19 protein-coding genes are annotated in these 18,514 nt (G+C 37.2%); 18 read left to right on the forward strand and 1 reads right to left on the reverse strand.

Going from position 1 to position 18,514, the window contains the following annotated elements; translation table 11 throughout:
* Positions 1 to 60 precede the first annotated feature (60 nt).
* The gene (locus tag MHH73_RS09330; RefSeq protein ID WP_191812298.1) at positions 61 to 714 is read left to right on the forward strand and encodes a thiamine diphosphokinase; all 654 of its coding nucleotides are present in this window, start codon (positions 61 to 63) and stop codon (positions 712 to 714) included.
* Positions 715 to 804: 90 nt separating this feature from the next.
* Complete coding sequence (gene spoVM, locus MHH73_RS09335) at positions 805 to 885, forward strand: stage V sporulation protein SpoVM (RefSeq protein ID WP_095369568.1); 81 nt, start codon at positions 805 to 807, stop codon at positions 883 to 885.
* An 83-nt stretch (positions 886 to 968) separates the two neighbouring features.
* Here the strand turns inward: spoVM and rpmB are convergent, their stop codons facing one another.
* The gene (gene rpmB / locus MHH73_RS09340; RefSeq protein ID WP_095369567.1) at positions 969 to 1,157 is read right to left on the reverse strand and encodes a 50S ribosomal protein L28; all 189 of its coding nucleotides are present in this window, start codon (positions 1,155 to 1,157) and stop codon (positions 969 to 971) included.
* 404 nt (positions 1,158 to 1,561) lie between these two features.
* Here rpmB and MHH73_RS09345 point away from each other — a divergent pair, with 404 nt between their 5' ends.
* From MHH73_RS09345 to MHH73_RS09420, 16 genes are all read left to right on the forward strand, one after another.
* The gene (locus MHH73_RS09345) at positions 1,562 to 1,924 is read left to right on the forward strand and encodes an Asp23/Gls24 family envelope stress response protein (RefSeq protein WP_095369566.1); all 363 of its coding nucleotides are present in this window, start codon (positions 1,562 to 1,564) and stop codon (positions 1,922 to 1,924) included.
* A 16-nt stretch (positions 1,925 to 1,940) separates the two neighbouring features.
* Positions 1,941 to 3,626, forward strand: a complete 1,686-nt coding sequence (locus MHH73_RS09350) for a DAK2 domain-containing protein (RefSeq protein WP_191812296.1) — start codon at positions 1,941 to 1,943, stop codon at positions 3,624 to 3,626.
* 165 nt (positions 3,627 to 3,791) lie between these two features.
* Positions 3,792 to 5,831 (forward strand): ATP-dependent DNA helicase RecG, encoded by a 2,040-nt coding sequence (gene recG / locus MHH73_RS09355; RefSeq protein WP_191812294.1) that lies wholly within the window; start codon positions 3,792 to 3,794, stop codon positions 5,829 to 5,831.
* A 229-nt stretch (positions 5,832 to 6,060) separates the two neighbouring features.
* A complete protein-coding gene (fapR, locus tag MHH73_RS09360) occupies positions 6,061 to 6,618 on the forward strand; it encodes a transcription factor FapR (RefSeq protein ID WP_191812292.1) in 558 nt (185 codons plus the stop codon).
* A 32-nt stretch (positions 6,619 to 6,650) separates the two neighbouring features.
* The gene (plsX, locus tag MHH73_RS09365) at positions 6,651 to 7,640 is read left to right on the forward strand and encodes a phosphate acyltransferase PlsX (RefSeq protein ID WP_191812290.1); all 990 of its coding nucleotides are present in this window, start codon (positions 6,651 to 6,653) and stop codon (positions 7,638 to 7,640) included.
* A gap of 15 nt (positions 7,641 to 7,655) precedes the next feature.
* Entirely contained in the window at positions 7,656 to 8,603 is a 948-nt protein-coding gene (gene fabD / locus MHH73_RS09370; RefSeq protein ID WP_191812288.1) for an ACP S-malonyltransferase, read from the forward strand.
* Entirely contained in the window at positions 8,600 to 9,343 is a 744-nt protein-coding gene (gene fabG, locus MHH73_RS09375; protein ID WP_191812286.1) for a 3-oxoacyl-[acyl-carrier-protein] reductase, read from the forward strand. The genes fabD and fabG overlap by 4 nt, the downstream gene beginning before the upstream one ends.
* Before the next feature lie 130 nt (positions 9,344 to 9,473).
* Entirely contained in the window at positions 9,474 to 9,707 is a 234-nt protein-coding gene (locus tag MHH73_RS09380; RefSeq protein WP_095369559.1) for an acyl carrier protein, read from the forward strand.
* A 366-nt stretch (positions 9,708 to 10,073) separates the two neighbouring features.
* The gene (gene rnc / locus MHH73_RS09385) at positions 10,074 to 10,811 is read left to right on the forward strand and encodes a ribonuclease III (RefSeq protein WP_191812284.1); all 738 of its coding nucleotides are present in this window, start codon (positions 10,074 to 10,076) and stop codon (positions 10,809 to 10,811) included.
* Positions 10,812 to 10,856: 45 nt separating this feature from the next.
* Entirely contained in the window at positions 10,857 to 14,423 is a 3,567-nt protein-coding gene (gene smc / locus MHH73_RS09390; RefSeq protein WP_191812282.1) for a chromosome segregation protein SMC, read from the forward strand.
* An 85-nt stretch (positions 14,424 to 14,508) separates the two neighbouring features.
* Positions 14,509 to 15,495 (forward strand): signal recognition particle-docking protein FtsY, encoded by a 987-nt coding sequence (gene ftsY / locus MHH73_RS09395; RefSeq protein WP_191812280.1) that lies wholly within the window; start codon positions 14,509 to 14,511, stop codon positions 15,493 to 15,495.
* Between the two features lie 206 nt (positions 15,496 to 15,701).
* Positions 15,702 to 16,031, forward strand: coding sequence for a putative DNA-binding protein (locus tag MHH73_RS09400; RefSeq protein WP_191812278.1), 330 nt, complete (start codon positions 15,702 to 15,704; stop codon positions 16,029 to 16,031).
* Positions 16,032 to 16,043: 12 nt separating this feature from the next.
* Positions 16,044 to 17,396 (forward strand): signal recognition particle protein, encoded by a 1,353-nt coding sequence (gene ffh / locus MHH73_RS09405; RefSeq protein WP_191812276.1) that lies wholly within the window; start codon positions 16,044 to 16,046, stop codon positions 17,394 to 17,396.
* A 96-nt stretch (positions 17,397 to 17,492) separates the two neighbouring features.
* The gene (gene rpsP / locus MHH73_RS09410) at positions 17,493 to 17,765 is read left to right on the forward strand and encodes a 30S ribosomal protein S16 (RefSeq protein ID WP_095369553.1); all 273 of its coding nucleotides are present in this window, start codon (positions 17,493 to 17,495) and stop codon (positions 17,763 to 17,765) included.
* A 14-nt stretch (positions 17,766 to 17,779) separates the two neighbouring features.
* Positions 17,780 to 18,007 (forward strand): KH domain-containing protein, encoded by a 228-nt coding sequence (locus MHH73_RS09415; protein WP_191812684.1) that lies wholly within the window; start codon positions 17,780 to 17,782, stop codon positions 18,005 to 18,007.
* 114 nt (positions 18,008 to 18,121) lie between these two features.
* Positions 18,122 to 18,508, forward strand: a complete 387-nt coding sequence (locus tag MHH73_RS09420) for a YlqD family protein (RefSeq protein ID WP_191812274.1) — start codon at positions 18,122 to 18,124, stop codon at positions 18,506 to 18,508.
* Positions 18,509 to 18,514: the final 6 nt, after the last annotated feature.

Consider the following 18,514-nt stretch of genomic DNA (forward strand, 5'->3'; position numbering starts at 1 on the left):
AGCAATTGAAAGAATAAATAGTTCATAACCTGAAAGATAGAAAAAGTGGAGGGTGTGGAGATGAAAATCAATTTATTAGCAGGAGGGCCACAACAGTATTTACCCAATCTCAGTGACTATTGTTTTGATGACGTATTATGGATAGGTGTAGATCGTGGTGCTTATACATTAATTAAGAAGGGAATCGCTATTGATTATGCATTCGGAGATTTTGATTCAGTTGATGAAAGTCAGTACAGTATAATTAAACAGCATGTTCCTCATCTTCAGAGGGTAAAACCTGAAAAGGATGAAACGGATATGGAATTAGCACTTTTATGGGCGATCGAACAAAAGCCCGAAGAAATTACGATATTTGGAGCCACAGGTGGGAGATTAGATCATTTTTTTGCTAATACTCAACTGTTAATTCAACCACTTCTAAATGACACTCTAGTACCTATTCGTATAGTTGATAAACAAAATCAAATTATGGTTAAAAAGAGCGGGCATTATCAAATTGCTAAGGAATCAACATATCCATACATATCTTTCATTCCCGTAACAGAAAGCGTGAAGAACTTGACATTAACGGGTTTCAAGTACCCATTAACTAATCGCTTCGTTCCCTTTGGGTCAACTCTTTGTATAAGTAATGAACTTATTAATGATAATGGTACTTTTTCTTTTGATAAAGGCATATTAATGGTGATAAGAAGCAAGGATGAAAAATAACTATTATTGATTCCTTTGTTCTAATATGAATAAAAAGAAGTAGCGCGTACGTTTATTACTTAAGGTGTGAGACTTTGAGGAGGGACTTAAATGAGATTTTATACAATCAAGCTGCCTAAATTTTTGGGAGGCATTGTGAGGGCGATGCTAGGGACATTTAAAAAGGAGTAAAGAGAACACTCTTTCTTTAGTAAAGTCTTTAGTGCGAATATTGTATAAAAAAGAGGGTACCAATAATGGTACCCTCTCATTCATTATACGCGTTCAACTTTACCTGATTTCAAAGCTCTTGCAGAAACCCATACTCGTTTAGGTTTACCGTCTACAAGAATGCGTACTTTTTGTAGGTTAGCACCCCAAGTACGTTTGTTAGCGTTCATCGCATGAGAACGGGCATTACCTGTTTTTGTTTTCTTTCCAGTAATTACACATTGGCGTGGCATCTATATTCCCTCCTTACTAAAACATGACGTCGTTATTTTCATGTTTCGATCACAATTGTCAGTTACATCTAACTTAATACGAAAGTAGCTCGCACCACTTTCATACTAAAAAGATACTTTAATAATTTATCATACAAACACTTACAATGCAATAGTTTGCCTCTATTCTATCAAGAAAAAAACCTTGACATATATGTTGTGAAAATACGTTATAATATGAAAGAGGCAAGTATGACTTTTAAAATGCTTACATGTATAGTAAAATATTCTTTATGAAAAGTGTAGTACATGCGTCTATTCGTTCCATGGCTTCATCATACAATGAATGATATTCATTTTTATTCACAATGAAAACGAAGACTAGCTTAGAAGAAGCATAATTAACCAGAAGGGGGAACAACAAAATGTCCATCGAATTAAAGAATAACTACGGGCAAATTGATATCTCAAATGACGTAATTGCGACAATTGCAGGAGGAGCAGCAGTCGACTGCTATGGTATTGTTGGCATGGCCTCTAAACATCAAATAAAAGACGGCTTATCTGAAATCCTGCGTAAAGAAAATTTTACTAAAGGTGTCATCGTGCGTCAGGAAGAAGATGAAGTACATATCGACATGTATATTATTGTCAGCTACGGAACGAAAATCTCTGAAGTTGCTCATAATGTGCAATCAAAAGTTAAATACACTTTAGATCAAACAGTCGGTTTAAGTACTGAGTCTGTTAATATTTTTGTTCAAGGTGTTCGTGTAACGAACCCGTAATGAGGAGGAAAATTTCGTGTCAATTAAAGTTTTAGAAGGAAAACAATTTGCGAAAATGATTATCCAAGGAGCTAATCATTTATCTACAAATGCAGATTATGTAGACGCATTGAACGTTTTCCCTGTTCCTGATGGTGATACGGGAACAAATATGAACTTGTCAATGACTTCTGGTGCAAAGGAAGTTAAAAATATAACAACCAATCATATTGGTAAAGTGGGAGTTGCTCTTTCAAAGGGTCTTTTAATGGGCGCTCGTGGTAACTCTGGCGTAATTCTCTCTCAACTTTTTCGAGGGTTCGCAAAGCATATTGAGCAGAAAGAAAGTGTAAATGGACTTGAATTTGCTTCTGCATTTGCAGCGGGTGTAGAAACTGCGTATAAAGCGGTTATGAAACCTGTAGAAGGAACGATATTAACTGTTGCGAAAGATGCTGGGAAAAAAGCCGTACAAGTAGCACAAACAGAAGATGATATTGTTAAAATTATGCAAGCAATCGTCAATGAAGCTAAAGCTTCTCTTGAGCGTACGCCAGAGCTACTACCAGTGTTAAAAGAAGTAGGAGTAGTTGATAGTGGTGGACAAGGTCTCCTCTTTGTATATGAAGGCTTTCTAGCAGAATTAAAGGGAGAAGCATTACCAGATTCTAGTGCGTCTATCCAGAAAATGGAAGAGCTTGTGAGTGCGGAACATCATAAAAGTGTTCAGAGTCATATGAATACAGAAGATATTGTATTCGGTTACTGTACGGAATTTATGGTTAGATTTGAATCTGAGAAGTTAGCTGAGAATCCGTTCTCTGAAGAAAAATTCCGCCAAGACTTAAGTCAATATGGTGATTCCTTACTTGTTATTGCTGATGAAAACCTCGTAAAGGTTCATATTCATTCCGAACAACCAGGTGATTGCTTATCTTATGGTCAAAAGTACGGAAACCTTATAAATATGAAAATTGAGAATATGCGTTTGCAACACACAAACATTCTTGATGAAGATGAAAAGGCTTCCTCTTCACAAAATGACGCTAAAGTTCCCCAAGAAAAACGTGAATACGGAGTGATCACTGTTTCAATGGGAAGTGGAATAGCTGATGTCTTCCGTAGTATTGGTGCGCATGTAGTAATCGAAGGCGGACAAACAATGAATCCAAGCACAGAGGATATTGTAAAAGCTATTGAAGAAGTGAATGCAGAGAAAGTAATTATCTTACCAAATAATAAAAATATTATTATGGCTGCTGAACAGGCATGTGAAGTATCAGAAACTGATGCCATTGTTGTTCCTTCTAAAACTGTTCCTCAAGGAATGAGTGCGCTCCTTGCTTTCAATCCATCCATGGAACTAACAGAGAATAAGGATTATATGTCTGAAGCATTATCACATGTCAAAACAGGTCAAATCACTTTTGCAGTCCGCGATACAAGTATCGATGGTCTTGAGATTGAAAAAGGCGATTTTATGGGGATTGAAGAAGGCAAAATTATCGTTAAAGATAAAGATAAACTTCAATCTGCTAAAAGTTTAATTGACCAGATGATAGATGAAGATTCAGAAATTGTCACAATTATTCAAGGTGAAGATGCCTCAAAAGAAGATGTAGAAGTAATTCTTAACTATATAGAAGAGAAGTATGATGATGTCGAAGTAGAAGTGCACGACGGCAAACAACCATTATATGCATTTATCTTCTCGGTAGAATAAATAGAAGAGAATGGCCATGGGTAGCTTCTTTACACTCCCGTGGCCTTTTTTAATCATATGGTTTTTAAAACGATGCCTCTTTCTTCGCCTATTTAGTGCTCGCCAAAAAGGGCGAGTTTTCTTTATTTCCCGAAACGAAAGTCTGTTTGAAAAGGAGGGTCAAGCATGTTAAGTGACAAAGTAGATCATATAAAAGGATTGGGTCAATCTGCTGCAGATAATCTTAAAGAGATGGGAATCATCACTATAGGCGACTTGATTGAATACTTGCCTTTTCGTTATGAAGACTATCGTCTAAAAGATTTAAGTGAAATCAAACATGAAGAACGCGTTACAGTTGAGGGGAAAGTCCATTCAGAGCCCACTCTTAGTTTTTATGGACGTAAACGTTCTCGCTTAACATTTCGAGTATTGGTCGACCGCTATCTCATACAAGTAATTGCGTTTAATCAACCTTATTTAAAAAAGCAAATAGAATTAAATGATACAGTTACGATTACGGGAAAATGGGACCAACATCGCCAAACGATTACTTTAGGTAAACTTACAAAAGGTGAGGTTACGCAAACGAATGCATTTGAACCTGTTTATGCTGTTAAAGGGAAAGTCACTGTAAAGTCTTTACGTCGCTATATTAAGCAAGCACTTGATCAATACGGACACGATATAGTAGAAACACTACCTTCAGAATACATAGGGGCTTACCGCTTGATGGCGCGTGAAAAAGCGATTCGAACATTACATTATCCTGATACCCCGGAAATGCTAAAGCAAGCAAGAAGAAGATTAGTGTATGAAGAGTTCTTTTATTTTCAATTAAAAATCCAAGCTTTACGAAAAATAGAAAGAGAAAGTAGTGCAGGGGTAAACATTGATTATCATTTACAACGATTAAAGTCATTTATTGATACACTTCCTTTTGAACTGACGGGTGCACAAAAAAGAGTTGTTAATGAAATTCTCTATGATATGAAATCTAATTATCGTATGAATCGATTGCTTCAAGGTGATGTTGGATCAGGTAAAACAGCAGTCGCTGCTATTATGCTATTTGCTGCTAATAGTGCGGGATATCAAGGTGCATTAATGGTGCCGACAGAGATCTTAGCTGAACAACATGCGGAATCAATGGCTAAGATGTTTGCGGATTATCCAATACGGATTGAAACATTAACAAGTTCAGTAAAGGGGAAAAAGAGAAAAGAACTACTTGCAGAATTAGAAGCAGGCAACATCGATATTGTTATTGGTACACATGCCCTTATTCAAACGGAAGTTGTTTTTAAAAGATTAGGGCTTGTAATTACAGATGAACAACATCGCTTTGGTGTTGAGCAGCGTCGTGTATTAAGGCAAAAGGGTGAAAACCCTAACGTATTATTTATGACTGCGACCCCTATTCCGAGAACTTTGGCTATTACTGCATTTGGTGAAATGGATGTATCCATAATCGATGAAATGCCTGCAGGTAGAAAAGTAATAGAAACGTATTGGGCAAAACTTGATATGCTAGAAAGGGTATTAGGTTTTATGGAGAAAGAATTACGTGGAGGACAGCAAGCTTATGTGATTTGCCCACTCATCGAAGAATCAGAAAAACTTGATGTCCAAAATGCAATTGATGTCCATGCTATTCTTATGCAATATTTTCAAGATAGATATAAGGTTGGTTTAATGCACGGGCGTCTACATCCTAATGAGAAAGATGATGTGATGAAGAAGTTCAGTGACAATCAGACGCAAGTACTAGTATCTACAACTGTAGTTGAAGTAGGTGTAAATGTACCGAATGCCACAATGATGCTCATCTACGATGCCGATCGCTTTGGGTTAGCAACGCTTCATCAGTTAAGAGGACGAGTTGGTAGGGGAGATAAACAGTCCTTTTGTATATTACTAGCAGATCCTAAATCAGAAGTTGGGAAAGAAAGAATGCGAATTATGACAGAAACGAATGATGGGTTTGTTTTAAGTGAGAAGGACTTAGAATTACGTGGTCCAGGTGATTTTTTTGGTCGCAAGCAAAGTGGGCTTCCTGAATTCAAGGTAGCTGATATGGTACATGATTACCGTGCGCTTGAAGTGGCAAGGAACGATGCTACGCAATTAATTCAAACAGAGAGCTTTTGGTATGATGCAGAATATCAAATGTTAAGAGATTACTTAAGGGATCATGGTGTGCTTGAAGGTGAGAAGTTAGATTAATATTAAGAGCGATGAAAAGGAGATATTCCCTCTAGGTGCAGCTCTCCATTTATTACGGTGGATAAATGAAGTTATTAGCTACTAAAAGAAACAATTCCTAAATGCTCGCTAGTATGCTTAAGGCATCTAAAGGTCGATAGTAGCAATAATTACTTCTTGCAATATAATAGCTATAATTATATACTACTATTAGTACCTAGTCTTAAATTTCTTGGACGGTGTATAAAAAATGAAAAGAAACAAAAAGCAACGACAATCATTATTAGTTGAAACGATAAAAGGGAATCCTTTCATCACGGATGAAGATTTAGCCGATAAGTTTTCTGTCAGTGTGCAGACGATTAGGCTTGATCGGTTAGAACTCTCAATTCCTGAATTGAGAGAAAGAATAAAAACGGTCGCTGAAAAAAACTTTGAAGACGAGGTTGTCGCGCTCCCTATTGATGAAGTAATAGGGGAAATCATTGATATCGTGTTAGATGACGTAGCTATTTCTATATTCGATGTCAAAGAGGAGCACGTCTTTAAACGAAATCAAATTGCGCGTGGACATCACTTATTTGCTCAAGCAAATTCTTTAGCGGTTGCGGTTATTAATGATGACCTTGCCTTAACAGCGAAGGCAAATATTCATTTTACACGCTCGGTAAAGGAAGGAGAACGAGTAGTTTGTAAAGCGAAAGTGATAAGTATTGATAACGATCGGACAAAGATAGAGGTTATAAGTACCGTACATAATGAATGTGTTTTTAAAGGTGAGTTTGATATGTATCGCTCCCATCAATAAAAATATTAAATGAAATTAAAGGATGAATAGATGTGAAAATTGCAATAGATGCAATGGGTGGTGACAATGCACCAGAGGAAATTGTTCATGGTGCGATGAAGGCCGCGTTAGACTTCGATGATATTGAAATTACTTTAGTAGGTAATGAAGATGAGATTAGAAAATATTTAACATCAAATGATGATAGAATACAAGTGCTTCATACGGATGAAATGATTTTGGGCACAGATGAACCTGTTCGCGCAGTTAGAAGAAAAAAACAAGCATCAATGGTATTAGCAGCACAACTTGTTGCAGATGGCAAGGCTGATGCATGTATATCTGCAGGTAATACTGGAGCGTTAATGGCTGCTGGATTATTTGTAGTTGGGAGAATTGACGGAATTGAAAGACCAGCATTAGCCCCTACTTTACCAACCGTAGGAGGAGAAGGTTTCTTACTTTTAGATGTAGGAGCAAATGTCGATGCGAAACCTGAGCATTTAACGCAGTATGCCTTGATGGGGTCGATTTATGCAGAGAAGGTACGAGGAATTAAGAACCCTAGAGTTGGTTTGTTGAATATTGGTACAGAGGAGAAAAAAGGAACCGAACTAACAAAGGGTACTTTTACTAGTTTGCAACAAGCTGATATCAACTTTATTGGAAATGTCGAAGCGCGTGATTTATTAAATGGCGTAGCAGATGTGGTAGTGACCGATGGCTTTACTGGCAATATGGTATTAAAGACTATTGAAGGGACAGCCATGAGTCTGTTTAAAATGCTGAAAGCGGCAATGACAAGCAATATGAAATCGAAACTAGCTGCAGCAGTATTGAAGCCGGATTTAAAAGAGTTGAAAGGGAAAATGGACTACTCGGAATACGGTGGAGCAGCATTGTTTGGTCTAAAGGCTCCAGTTATTAAAGCGCATGGATCGTCTGATCGCAATGCTTTGTACAGTGCTGTAAAGCAGACTAGAATTATGGTAGAGCATGAAGTAGCTGAAAAAGTTAAAGCGGCGCTTGAAATTCAATCATAATGGGAGGCAGATAATATGGGGAAAATTGCATTTGTTTTTCCAGGACAAGGTTCACAAACTGTTGGAATGGGGAAATCACTAGCTGATGAAAATGAGAACGTTTTAAACTTATTTAAACAAGCTGATGAACGATTAGGATACCCTCTTTCACAACTTATTTTCGAAGGCCCACAAGAAAAGTTGACGCAAACGATGAATGCTCAACCGGCATTGTTAACAACAAGTATGGCGGTTTTAGAAGCATTCAAACAATCGGGCATTACAGCAGATTATGTTGCCGGTCATAGTTTAGGAGAATATTCAGCACTTGTTGCAGCAGGAGCCATTTCTTTTACTGACGGTGTTTATGCTGTTCATAAACGTGGTGAATTTATGGAAGATGCTGTTCCTAATGGTGAAGGGACAATGGCCGCAGTTCTTGGGATGGAAAGAGAAGCACTGCAAGCAATTACCGCTAAGATTACGGAATCTGGCCATTCCGTACAATTAGCCAATTTGAATTCACCTGGACAAATTGTCATTTCCGGTACAAAACAAGGTGTAGAACTAGCTGGCGTAGAAGCGAAAACAGCCGGTGCGAAAAGAGTATTACCATTAGAAGTAAGCGGTCCATTCCATTCACAACTGATGAGACCAGCAGCTGATCGCCTCTTAAGCGTATTAGATGAAATCAAATTACAGGATGCCAGTGTGCCAGTGATTGCGAATGTCTCAGCAACACCAATAACTGCGTCTGGAGAAATTAAAGAAAAGCTATTGCAACAATTATATTCACCTGTTCTTTGGGAGGATTCTGTGAGGAAGCTTCTTGCTTTAGGTGTAGATACCTTTATTGAAATTGGACCTGGAAAGGTTTTATCAGGTCTTGTCAAAAAGGTAGACCGCAATGTTCAGCTTTATGCTATCTCTGATAGTAAGTCCATTGAGTCAACCATTGAAGCCATAAAGGAGGCAGCAAAATGAAGTTATCAAGTAAAATTGCCATTGTAACAGGTGCTTCTAGAGGGATTGGTAGGGAAATAGCTTTAGAGCTTGCCAGAGAAGGGGCAAAAGTAGCTGTCAATTATGCGGGTAGTGAGGCGAAAGCCAACGAAGTAGTTGATGAAATTAAATCGTTAGGGTCGGAAGCATTTGCTGTTCAGTGTGATGTCTCTAATAGTGAATCGGTTTCAAATATGATTAAAACAGTCATCGACCATTTTGGGCGTATTGATATTTTAGTGAATAATGCAGGTATTACGAAGGATAACCTATTGATGAGAATGAAGGAAGATGAATGGGACGCTGTCATTAATACCAATCTTAAAGGGGTATTTTTGTGCACCAAGGCTGTATCAAGACAAATGATGAAACAGCGGAGCGGACGCATTATTAATATTTCTTCCATTGTTGGCACAACTGGAAATCCAGGACAAGCAAATTATGTTGCTGCTAAATCCGGTGTTATCGGCTTAACTAAAACAACAGCAAAAGAATTAGCATCGAGAGGCATTACGGTTAATGCGATTGCACCTGGGTTTATTACGACAGAAATGACCGATGAATTAAATGCGGAAATTAAAGAGCAAATGCTCGCTAATATTCCACTGGCAACATTCGGCGAGCCAAAAGATATTGCAAAAGTAGTTAACTTCCTTGCTTCTGAAGATAGTAAGTATATGACTGGTCAAACTTTGCATGTTGATGGCGGTATGTATATGTAATTAGTAGATCCTTTCAAAGGGTTTACATAAAAATGAGAGAGATAAGACGACGTGATTGTTGCATTTGCGAAAAACATCTTTCGTATTTATTAACTTTCATCTATAATATCTTGAGGGGAGGTGAACAAGCATGGCAGAAGTATTAGAACGTGTAACAAAAATCGTTGTTGATCGTCTTGGTGTTGATGAGGCAGAAGTAAAAGAAGAAGCGTCTTTCAAAGATGATCTTGGTGCTGATTCCCTAGATGTTGTTGAACTAGTAATGGAATTAGAAGATGAGTTTGATATGGAAATCTCTGACGATGATGCTGAAAAAATTGTAACAGTGGGTGACGCTGTAAATTACATAAAAGCAAAAAACTAATCGTTGGATAAGTATGAGTGAGGGATATCCCTCACTCAATCTTTCTATATAAATAGCAGTTAATGAGTCAGATGTTACTTTTGTGCTTATTGTCCGCCGTGACTTGGGAGTTTTCAGGTAGTGACGGACAGTAAGTACATCCAGATTAACCTTCATTAGCGCTTTAAACTTGGTTAAGAATTCTTTCTGCCAAGTTTCTTTGTGTTTTTATGTAAAATTGCTTAAACTAAGAGAGAATAATGTATATAAAAAAAGATAAGATTTGTCATCAGTAAAAGGGGAACCACGTTTAATAATGGTAGACAATGTATGTGGTTATCACCATTTTTGGATAAATTTATTTAAAGGTACAAGGTGGCTGTTAAAATGCGTAATTATAAAGAAAAAGAGAAAAGAAAACGTGCGGATGAAAAGAAGTTTAAAGAATTACAACAAGTATTAGAAATTGAATTTAAAAACGAAAAATTATTAAGACAAGCTTTTACTCATTCTTCATATGTGAATGAGCATCGAAGAAAGCCTCATGAAGATAATGAAAGACTCGAATTTTTAGGAGATGCTGTATTGGAATTAACAGTATCCAAATTTCTCTATATTAAGTATCCGATGATGAGTGAAGGAGAATTAACAAAATTAAGAGCAGCGGTCGTATGTGAACCTTCCTTAGTAGAATTTGCTAATGAAAGAGATTTCGGTAAATACGTTTTACTAGGAAAAGGAGAAGAAATGACGGGGGGAAGAATGCGCCCAGCCCTATTAGCTGATGTATTTGAAGCCTTTATCGGGGCGCTGTATTTAGACCAAGGGATTGATGTTGTTGTTTGCTTCTTAGAAAAATATGTATTTCCTAAAATAGACTCGGGCGCATTTTCTCATGTGATGGATTTTAAAAGCCAATTACAAGAATTAGTGCAGAGAGATTCAGCGGGAATGATTGAATATAAGATTCTACAGGAAAAGGGACCGGCTCATAATCGTGAGTTTGAGTCAACAGTTTACCTTAATGGTGAAGAACTAGGAACTGGTACAGGTCGTTCAAAAAAACAAGCGGAACAACATGCAGCACAAATGGCATTAGAAGTGCTTAAAAACCATGTGAACTAAATCTTTACAAAGATGAAAAAGATTTAGTAAGGGAGGAGCAGGATTTTGTTTTTAAAGCAACTCGATATCGTCGGTTTTAAATCTTTTGCTGAACGAGTAACAGTTGATTTTGTTACTGGTGTAACTGCAGTTGTTGGCCCTAATGGAAGTGGTAAAAGTAATATTACTGATGCCATCCGTTGGGTATTAGGGGAACAATCAGCTAAATCGTTACGTGGCGTGAAAATGGGTGATGTTATTTTTGCAGGAAGTGACACGCGCAAACCTTTAAACTATGCAGAAGTCACATTAACGCTAGATAACCATGATCAATTTTTACCACTAGAATACAGTGAAGTTAGTGTAACAAGAAGAGTTTTTCGTTCGGGAGATAGTGAATATTTAATTAACAAACAGCCTTGTAGATTAAAGGATATTGTTGATTTGTTTATGGATTCGGGGCTAGGAAGAGAAGCATTTTCGATTATTAGCCAAGGCAGAGTAGAGGAGATTCTTAATAGTAAGCCAGAAGAAAGAAGAACAATTTTTGAAGAGGCTGCAGGCGTTTTAAAATATAAAACACGTAAAAAGAAGGCAGAAGTCAAACTAACTGAAACGAAAGATAATCTTAATAGGGTAAATGATATTCTGCACGAATTAGAGACCCAAGTTGAACCGTTGAAGATGCAAGCTTCTATTGCCAAAGATTATTTACAACAAAAAGAGGAACTTGAACAGTTCGAAGTCGGTTTAACCGTTTATGAAATAGAGGATTTGCATAAAAAATGGGAGCAACACTCGAATGATTTTGATCAACAGCAACAGCAAGAAATGGCCCTTTCAACAGAGGTACAAATGAAGGAAGCGAAAATTGCTGATGTGAGAGACCGCACAGTCGCATTGGATGAATCAGTCAATGAATTACAAGAAGTGCTCCTACATGCCAGTGAAGCATTAGAAAAACTTGAAGGTCGTAAAGAAGTACTCAAGGAAAGAAAGAAAAATGCTTCACAAAATAAAGAACAACTACAAAAAAGCAAAGAAGAACTTACCTTACGTGTAGAGGAACTTAAGAAGATAAAACGAGAACAAGAACAATCAACACTTACTTTAAAGTCTGATGCTGCTACTTATGAAAAACACCTAGCTGAAAAGTTAGAGCAGTTGAAGTTATATAGCGTTGATATTGATGAACAAATTGAGAACTTAAAAAGTGAGTATATCGACCTTTTAAATACTGAAGCAGCAGCAAAGAATGAACAGCAAATGTTGCAAAAACAACTTACGCAACAAGCGACTCGTGAAGAAAAGTTGATCGGTGATAATAGTCGATATATTGAGGAAAGAGAAGCATTACTCGAGCGTAAAGCGGAGTTATTGCATGATCATGACGCGATTAAAACACAATTAGACAACCATATCCATCAATATAGGCAAAAGCAAAAAGAATATGAAGTATTGCAACAAACATATGAAAAGGACGAAAAGAAATATTATCAAGCTATCCAATTTCTTCAACAAGCACAATCTAGAAAAGAAATGTTGGAAGAGTTGAAAGAAGATTATTCTGGGTTTTTCCAAGGTGTGAAAGAAGTACTGAAAGAAAGAAACAACCGCCTGAGTGGTATTGAAGGAGCAGTGGCGGAGTTAATTGAAGTTCCTAAAGAATATCAAACTGCAATGGAAGTTGCGTTAGGTGCGGCAATGCAGCATATTGTTGTGCAGACAGAATCTGATGGACGAAAGGCGATTCAATATTTAAAGAGTCAATCCTACGGGAGAGCGACTTTCTTGCCACTTGATGTGTTAAAAAAGAAATCATTGAATGAAGCACAATTAAAAATAGTGAAAGAACACGAAGCGTACATAGGGACGGCGGCTTCTTTACTACAATATGATTCGAAATATGCTTCTGCTATTGAAAGCTTACTAGGCAACGTAATAATTGCTAGCGATTTAAAAGGAGCTAATACATTAGCCAAGTTATTAGGATATCGCGTGCGAATAGTCACACTAGATGGTGATATCGTTAATCCTGGTGGTTCAATGACAGGCGGAGCGGTTAAACAAAACAAGTCATCGATATTAAGTAGAAAAAATGAGCTAGATGATTTGAACGATAAAATCACACATATGGATCTGCAAACAAAAGAGCTTGAAGCACGTGTGAAGAAAATGAAGCAACAGTTCAAAGATGCTGAGCATCTATTAGAAACGCTCAAACAAAAAGGTGAACAATTACGCGAACAAGAGCAAAGCCGCCTTAGTCTCCTTAAAGATTTGGAGTATGAAGAGAAGAGAGTAAATGATCGTCTTTCTTTATATGACCTAGATAAGGCGCAATTTGTTGAAGAGAAAAACCGCTTCGTGAATCGAGAAAAAGAATTAACGGAAATACTGCGAAATTATGCTGAAGAAATCATCTCATTAGATAACCAAATTAAAGAATTAACGCAATTAAAAAATGTACAACAAACGTCAAAAGAAAGTTTACAAGAAGAAATAAACGAATTAAAGGTGCAATTTGCTTCTAAAAGTGAGCAACTAAAATCTGCACAAGATCGATTGCGTTCCATCGTCTCAGAAAAAGCAGACACAGAAGAGAAATTGCAACTGGTTATAGATGATTTGCAGTTATTATCATCAGAAATGACGAATAATTCCTCAGGAGAACAACATCTCGAAGAAGAAGCAATGAGAAAGCGTGAAGATAAGAAGCAAACGATTGAACTCATCGCTAAACGAAGAGAAGAAAGATTTTCATTGCAAACAGTACTTGAAGATATCGAAGTGGAGTTAAAAGAGTTAAAACGTCTTCATAAAGGAAGAGTAGAAGGATTAAAAGACCTCGAAGTAAAAATTAATCGTTTAGACGTCGAGTTAGAGACCCGGTTAACGCATTTGCGTGAAGAGTATATGCTCTCATATGAAGCAGCGAAAGAGTCGTTCCCACTAAGTATCGATGTGGAGGATGCCCGCAAAAAGGTAAAGTTAATCAAATTGGCAATAGATGAACTTGGCACGGTTAATTTAGGTGCCATTGATGAATATGAACGTGTATCAGAACGTTACGAGTTTTTATTAGAACAGCAGAACGATTTACTAGCTGCAAAAGACACGCTTTTCCAAGTAATTGACGAAATGGATGTGGAAATGAAAAGGAGATTTCAAGAAACATTTGAAGGAATCCGTTTCCATTTTGAATCTGTTTTTCAATCATTATTTGGTGGAGGGCGAGCAGATCTTAAGTTTACAAATCCAGAGGACTTATTAAATACGGGTATTGAGATTGTAGCACAACCACCAGGTAAGAAGTTACAAAACCTAGGGCTATTATCTGGTGGAGAAAGAGCTTTAACTGCGATTGCGCTATTATTTTCTATATTAAAAGTGCGACCTGTCCCATTCTGTATTTTGGATGAAGTAGAGGCAGCGTTAGATGAAGCAAATGTGCACCGCTATGCGAAATATTTAAGGAACTATAGCCATGAAACACAGTTCATTGTGATTACACACAGAAAAGGAACAATGGAGGAAGCGGATGTATTGTATGGTGTTACGATGCAAGAATCAGGCGTTTCAAAAATGGTATCTGTAAGGCTTGAAGAAACAAAAGAGATGGCGATGAATTAACTTAGATAAGTCCCATTAGTCATTCGTTAGTGGGGCTTATCCATACATATTGGAAAGTAATTATTAGCAGATTGGAGATAAGAAAATGAGTTTTTTTAAGAGGTTGAAAGAAAAAATCACTTCACAAACGGATACTGTAACAGAGAAATTTAAAGACGGATTATCAAAGACAAGAGATAATTTCTCTGGCAAAGTTAATGATTTAGTTGCAAGGTATCGGAAAGTGGATGAAGATTTCTTTGAAGAATTAGAGGAAATTCTTATCCAAGCAGATGTTGGTTTTGATACTGTCATGACATTAGTAGAAGAATTAAAGATGGAAGTGAAAAGAAAAAATATTCAAGATCCAAAAGAGGTCCATGCAGTTATTTCTGAAAAATTAATTGATATTTATGAAAGAGCAGGCGAATCCTCTAGTGATTTAAATATTCAAGAAGATGGTCTAACGGTTATGTTGTTTGTCGGCGTCAATGGTGTGGGAAAAACAACGACAATAGGAAAGCTTGCTCATAAGCTCAAAGGTGAAGGAAAAAAGGTCATGTTAGCTGCGGGGGATACGTTCCGTGCGGGGGCAATTGAACAACTTGAAGTATGGGGCGATAGAGTCGGTGTTGAAGTAATTAAGCAAGGGGCAGGTTCTGACCCTGCTGCCGTGATGTTTGATGCTGTTCAGGCAGCAAAGTCAAGAAAAGCAGATGTGCTTATTTGTGATACCGCTGGTCGTCTGCAAAATAAAGTGAATTTAATGAAAGAACTTGAAAAAGTAAAACGTGTCATTGAACGGGAAGTGCCAGGTGCGCCTCATGAAGTACTTTTAGCTTTAGATGCGACAACGGGGCAAAACGCAATGGTCCAAGCGAAAACGTTTAAAGAAGCGACAAATGTAACAGGTATTGTTTTAACGAAATTAGACGGAACAGCTAAAGGTGGCATCGTCTTGGCCATTCGTAATGAGTTGGAAATCCCAGTAAAATTAGTTGGTTTAGGTGAGAAAATGGATGATTTACAAACATTCAATGCCGAACAATACGTGTATGGATTATTTGCTGAAATGGTTGAAGCAGAAGATTAAGAAACAAGCTCATTGCTAAAAAGCAATGAGCTTTATTTAATGTCATCTTGTCTTGAAATTGACAGAAGCTTGTCTACTAATTTGATTTCTTCAATTTGAGCGTAGTAAGTTGTCTTTCTTAAAAGTCAGTCTATGCTTGACAATTTAGTGTGTGATAGGTAAACTTTACATTGTAAAGGCTTTTCACTTAACAAGGGGGTTTAGAGATGCTTGAAAAAACAACGAGAATGAATTATTTATATGATTTCTATCAATCGTTGTTAACACCAAAACAAAGCAGCTATATGTCCCTTTATTATCTTGATGACTACTCCTTAGGTGAAATTGCAGAAGAGTATCACGTGAGCCGTCAGGCAGTTTATGATAACATAAAGCGAACAGAAGCGATGCTTGAGGAATACGAAGAAAAGTTATTATTGTTTCATAAATTTCAAGAGCGCGCTAAAATTATTGCAAAATTAAAGAGTAATTTTCAACCAGAAAGCTCAAAAGAGCAATATGCAGCTTTGCTGGAAGAGCTTGAGAAATTAGATTAGGAGGCGGCGTGCATGGCATTTGAAGGTTTAGCCGACCGACTGCAGAATACAATTCAAAAAATCCGTGGAAAAGGAAAAGTAAGTGAAGCGGATGTAAAGGAAATGATGCGTGAAGTTCGCTTAGCGTTACTAGAAGCCGATGTTAACTTTAAAGTAGTTAAACAATTCGTCAAAAAGGTAAGCGAACGTGCTGTCGGACAAGATGTAATGAAAAGTCTGACTCCAGGGCAACAAGTCATCAAAATTGTTAAAGAAGAATTAACAGAGCTTATGGGCGGCGAGCAAAGTAAAATCGCTGTTAGCAATCGTCCACCAACTGTCATCATGATGGTTGGATTACAAGGGGCAGGTAAAACGACAACGACAGGAAAACTTGCAAACTTATTAAGGAAGAAATATAACCGTAATCCAATGTTAGTGGCAGCTGATATTTATCGACCAGCGGCAATTAAGCAATTAGAGACATTGGGTAAGCAAATTAATATGCCTGTGTTTTCCTTAGGAGATCAAGTTAGTCCTGTTGAAATTGCCAAACAAGCTATCGCTAAAGCGAAGGAAGACCATCATGATTATGTGCTTATCGATACAGCTGGTCGTTTACATGTCGATGAATCCCTGATGAATGAGCTTAAAGATGTAAAAGACTTAACGAACCCAGATGAAATCTTCCTTGTAGTAGATGCAATGACGGGACAAGACGCAGTCAATGTAGCGTCTAGCTTTAACGAACAGCTTGGCCTCACTGGAGTGGTATTAACTAAGTTAGATGGTGATACCCGTGGTGGAGCGGCACTATCTATTCGCTCAGTCACCGAAACACCTATTAAATTTATTGGTCTTGGTGAGAAGTTAGATGCAATTGAAGCTTTTCATCCAGAAAGAATGGCCCAAAGAATTTTAGGTATGGGAGATGTGCTTTCACTTATTGAAAAGGCGCAAGCCAATGTAGATGAGGAAAAAGCGAAAGAGCTAGAAAAGAAAATGCGTACGGCTTCGTTCACACTTGATGATTTTCTCGAGCAACTTGGTCAAGTGAAGACGATGGGTCCGCTTGATGAATTATTAAAGATGATGCCTGGTGCAAACAAGGTAAAAGGGCTGAATAACTTAAAAATTGATGATAAACAAATTGCCCATGTTGAAGCCATTATTCAATCAATGACACAAGAAGAAAAAAGTCAGCCTGAGATTATTAATGCAGGTAGAAGAAAACGAATTGCAAGAGGTAGTGGAAGAACGGTTCCTGAGGTCAATCGCTTACTGAAGCAGTTTGAAGAAATGAAAAAAATGATGAAACAGATGTCAGGAATGCAACAAAAAGGGAAGAAAAAGGGCGGTTTAAAGCTTCCTTTTAATCCTTTTTAATAAAAAAATACTATGTAAAGAAAAAAACCTTTACAAAACAGGGTAGTATCTGATAATATACTATCTTGTGTGAAACTATTCGGAGGTGCTTTAAAAATGGCAGTAAAAATTCGTTTAAAACGTATGGGAGCTAAAAAATCTCCTTTCTATCGTATTGTAGTAGCTGATTCTCGTTCACCACGTGATGGACGTTTCATTGAAACTGTAGGAACTTATAACCCAGTTGCTCAACCAGCAAGTGTTGATATCAATGAAGAACTAGCGCTTAAATGGTTACAAGATGGTGCTAAACCGTCTGATACAGTTCGTAACTTATTCTCAAATGCTGGTATTATGGAAAAATTCCATAATGCAAAGCATGCAAAATAAGTGATTAACTGATGATCAAGGACCTTATCGAGACAATTGTGAAGCCCCTGGTTGATTTTCCTGAAGATATTCAAGTGAGTATTCGTGAAGAAAAACGAGCGGTGACCTATTTGCTTTCTGTCAACAAGAATGACATGGGGAAGGTAATTGGGAAGCAAGGGCGCATTGCAAAGGCGATAAGAACTGTTGTTTATGCAGCAGGTACTTCTCAAGAAAAAAAGATTTTCTTAGAAATTAAATAATCGATCCTATCGATATAGCTGAATAAACAAAAATGAGAAAGGAGGGGAGACCCTCCTTTTTTCACCATTAAGAAAAATATGCACATTCTATTATTGAATGGAGGCTGGTTAATCTTGCAAATTATTCAAACGGTTACTGTGAAACAAGTTTTAACTGAAACGAGTAAACAGGAATTATTAAATAACTATGAATGGAAGAAACAGCAACTGCAAAAAGAATGTGATCAATTTAAATTTGAAATGAAAAAATGGGAGAAGAACCAAAAGGCCCAAACTGGCCATCTTCGCTCTTTTTTTGATAAAGAAATAGAATCAAGAAATGAAAAAATGAAATTACTTGATTTTCAAATAGAGCAGTTACATATGCTTCCACTTGGAAGTGAATTAAAAGAAAAAGAAGTTCAATCGTTAATAACCATCGAAAAGGGAGATAATTGGGAAGAGGTCGAAAAAGGCAAAACGATTATCATAAAAGATGGACGAGTTGACGATATCCGCTAGAGGTGA

This window comes from Cytobacillus sp. FSL K6-0265, from assembly GCF_038003465.1.
Classification (GTDB): Bacteria; Bacillota; Bacilli; order Bacillales; family Cytobacillaceae; genus Cytobacillus; species Cytobacillus stercorigallinarum.

Coding starts and splice junctions, on each gene's coding strand:
- MHH73_RS09330 (WP_191812298.1), top strand. CDS start 61: ATGAAAATCAATTTATTAGCAGGAGGGCCACAACAGTATTTACCCAAT.
- spoVM (WP_095369568.1), top strand. CDS start 805: ATGAGATTTTATACAATCAAGCTGCCTAAATTTTTGGGAGGCATTGTG.
- rpmB (WP_095369567.1), bottom strand. CDS start 1,157: ATGCCACGCCAATGTGTAATTACTGGAAAGAAAACAAAAACAGGTAAT.
- MHH73_RS09345 (WP_095369566.1), top strand. CDS start 1,562: ATGTCCATCGAATTAAAGAATAACTACGGGCAAATTGATATCTCAAAT.
- recG (WP_191812294.1), top strand. CDS start 3,792: ATGTTAAGTGACAAAGTAGATCATATAAAAGGATTGGGTCAATCTGCT.
- fapR (WP_191812292.1), top strand. CDS start 6,061: ATGAAAAGAAACAAAAAGCAACGACAATCATTATTAGTTGAAACGATA.
- fabD (WP_191812288.1), top strand. CDS start 7,656: ATGGGGAAAATTGCATTTGTTTTTCCAGGACAAGGTTCACAAACTGTT.
- fabG (WP_191812286.1), top strand. CDS start 8,600: ATGAAGTTATCAAGTAAAATTGCCATTGTAACAGGTGCTTCTAGAGGG.
- MHH73_RS09380 (WP_095369559.1), top strand. CDS start 9,474: ATGGCAGAAGTATTAGAACGTGTAACAAAAATCGTTGTTGATCGTCTT.
- rnc (WP_191812284.1), top strand. CDS start 10,074: ATGCGTAATTATAAAGAAAAAGAGAAAAGAAAACGTGCGGATGAAAAG.
- ftsY (WP_191812280.1), top strand. CDS start 14,509: ATGAGTTTTTTTAAGAGGTTGAAAGAAAAAATCACTTCACAAACGGAT.
- MHH73_RS09400 (WP_191812278.1), top strand. CDS start 15,702: ATGCTTGAAAAAACAACGAGAATGAATTATTTATATGATTTCTATCAA.
- ffh (WP_191812276.1), top strand. CDS start 16,044: ATGGCATTTGAAGGTTTAGCCGACCGACTGCAGAATACAATTCAAAAA.
- rpsP (WP_095369553.1), top strand. CDS start 17,493: ATGGCAGTAAAAATTCGTTTAAAACGTATGGGAGCTAAAAAATCTCCT.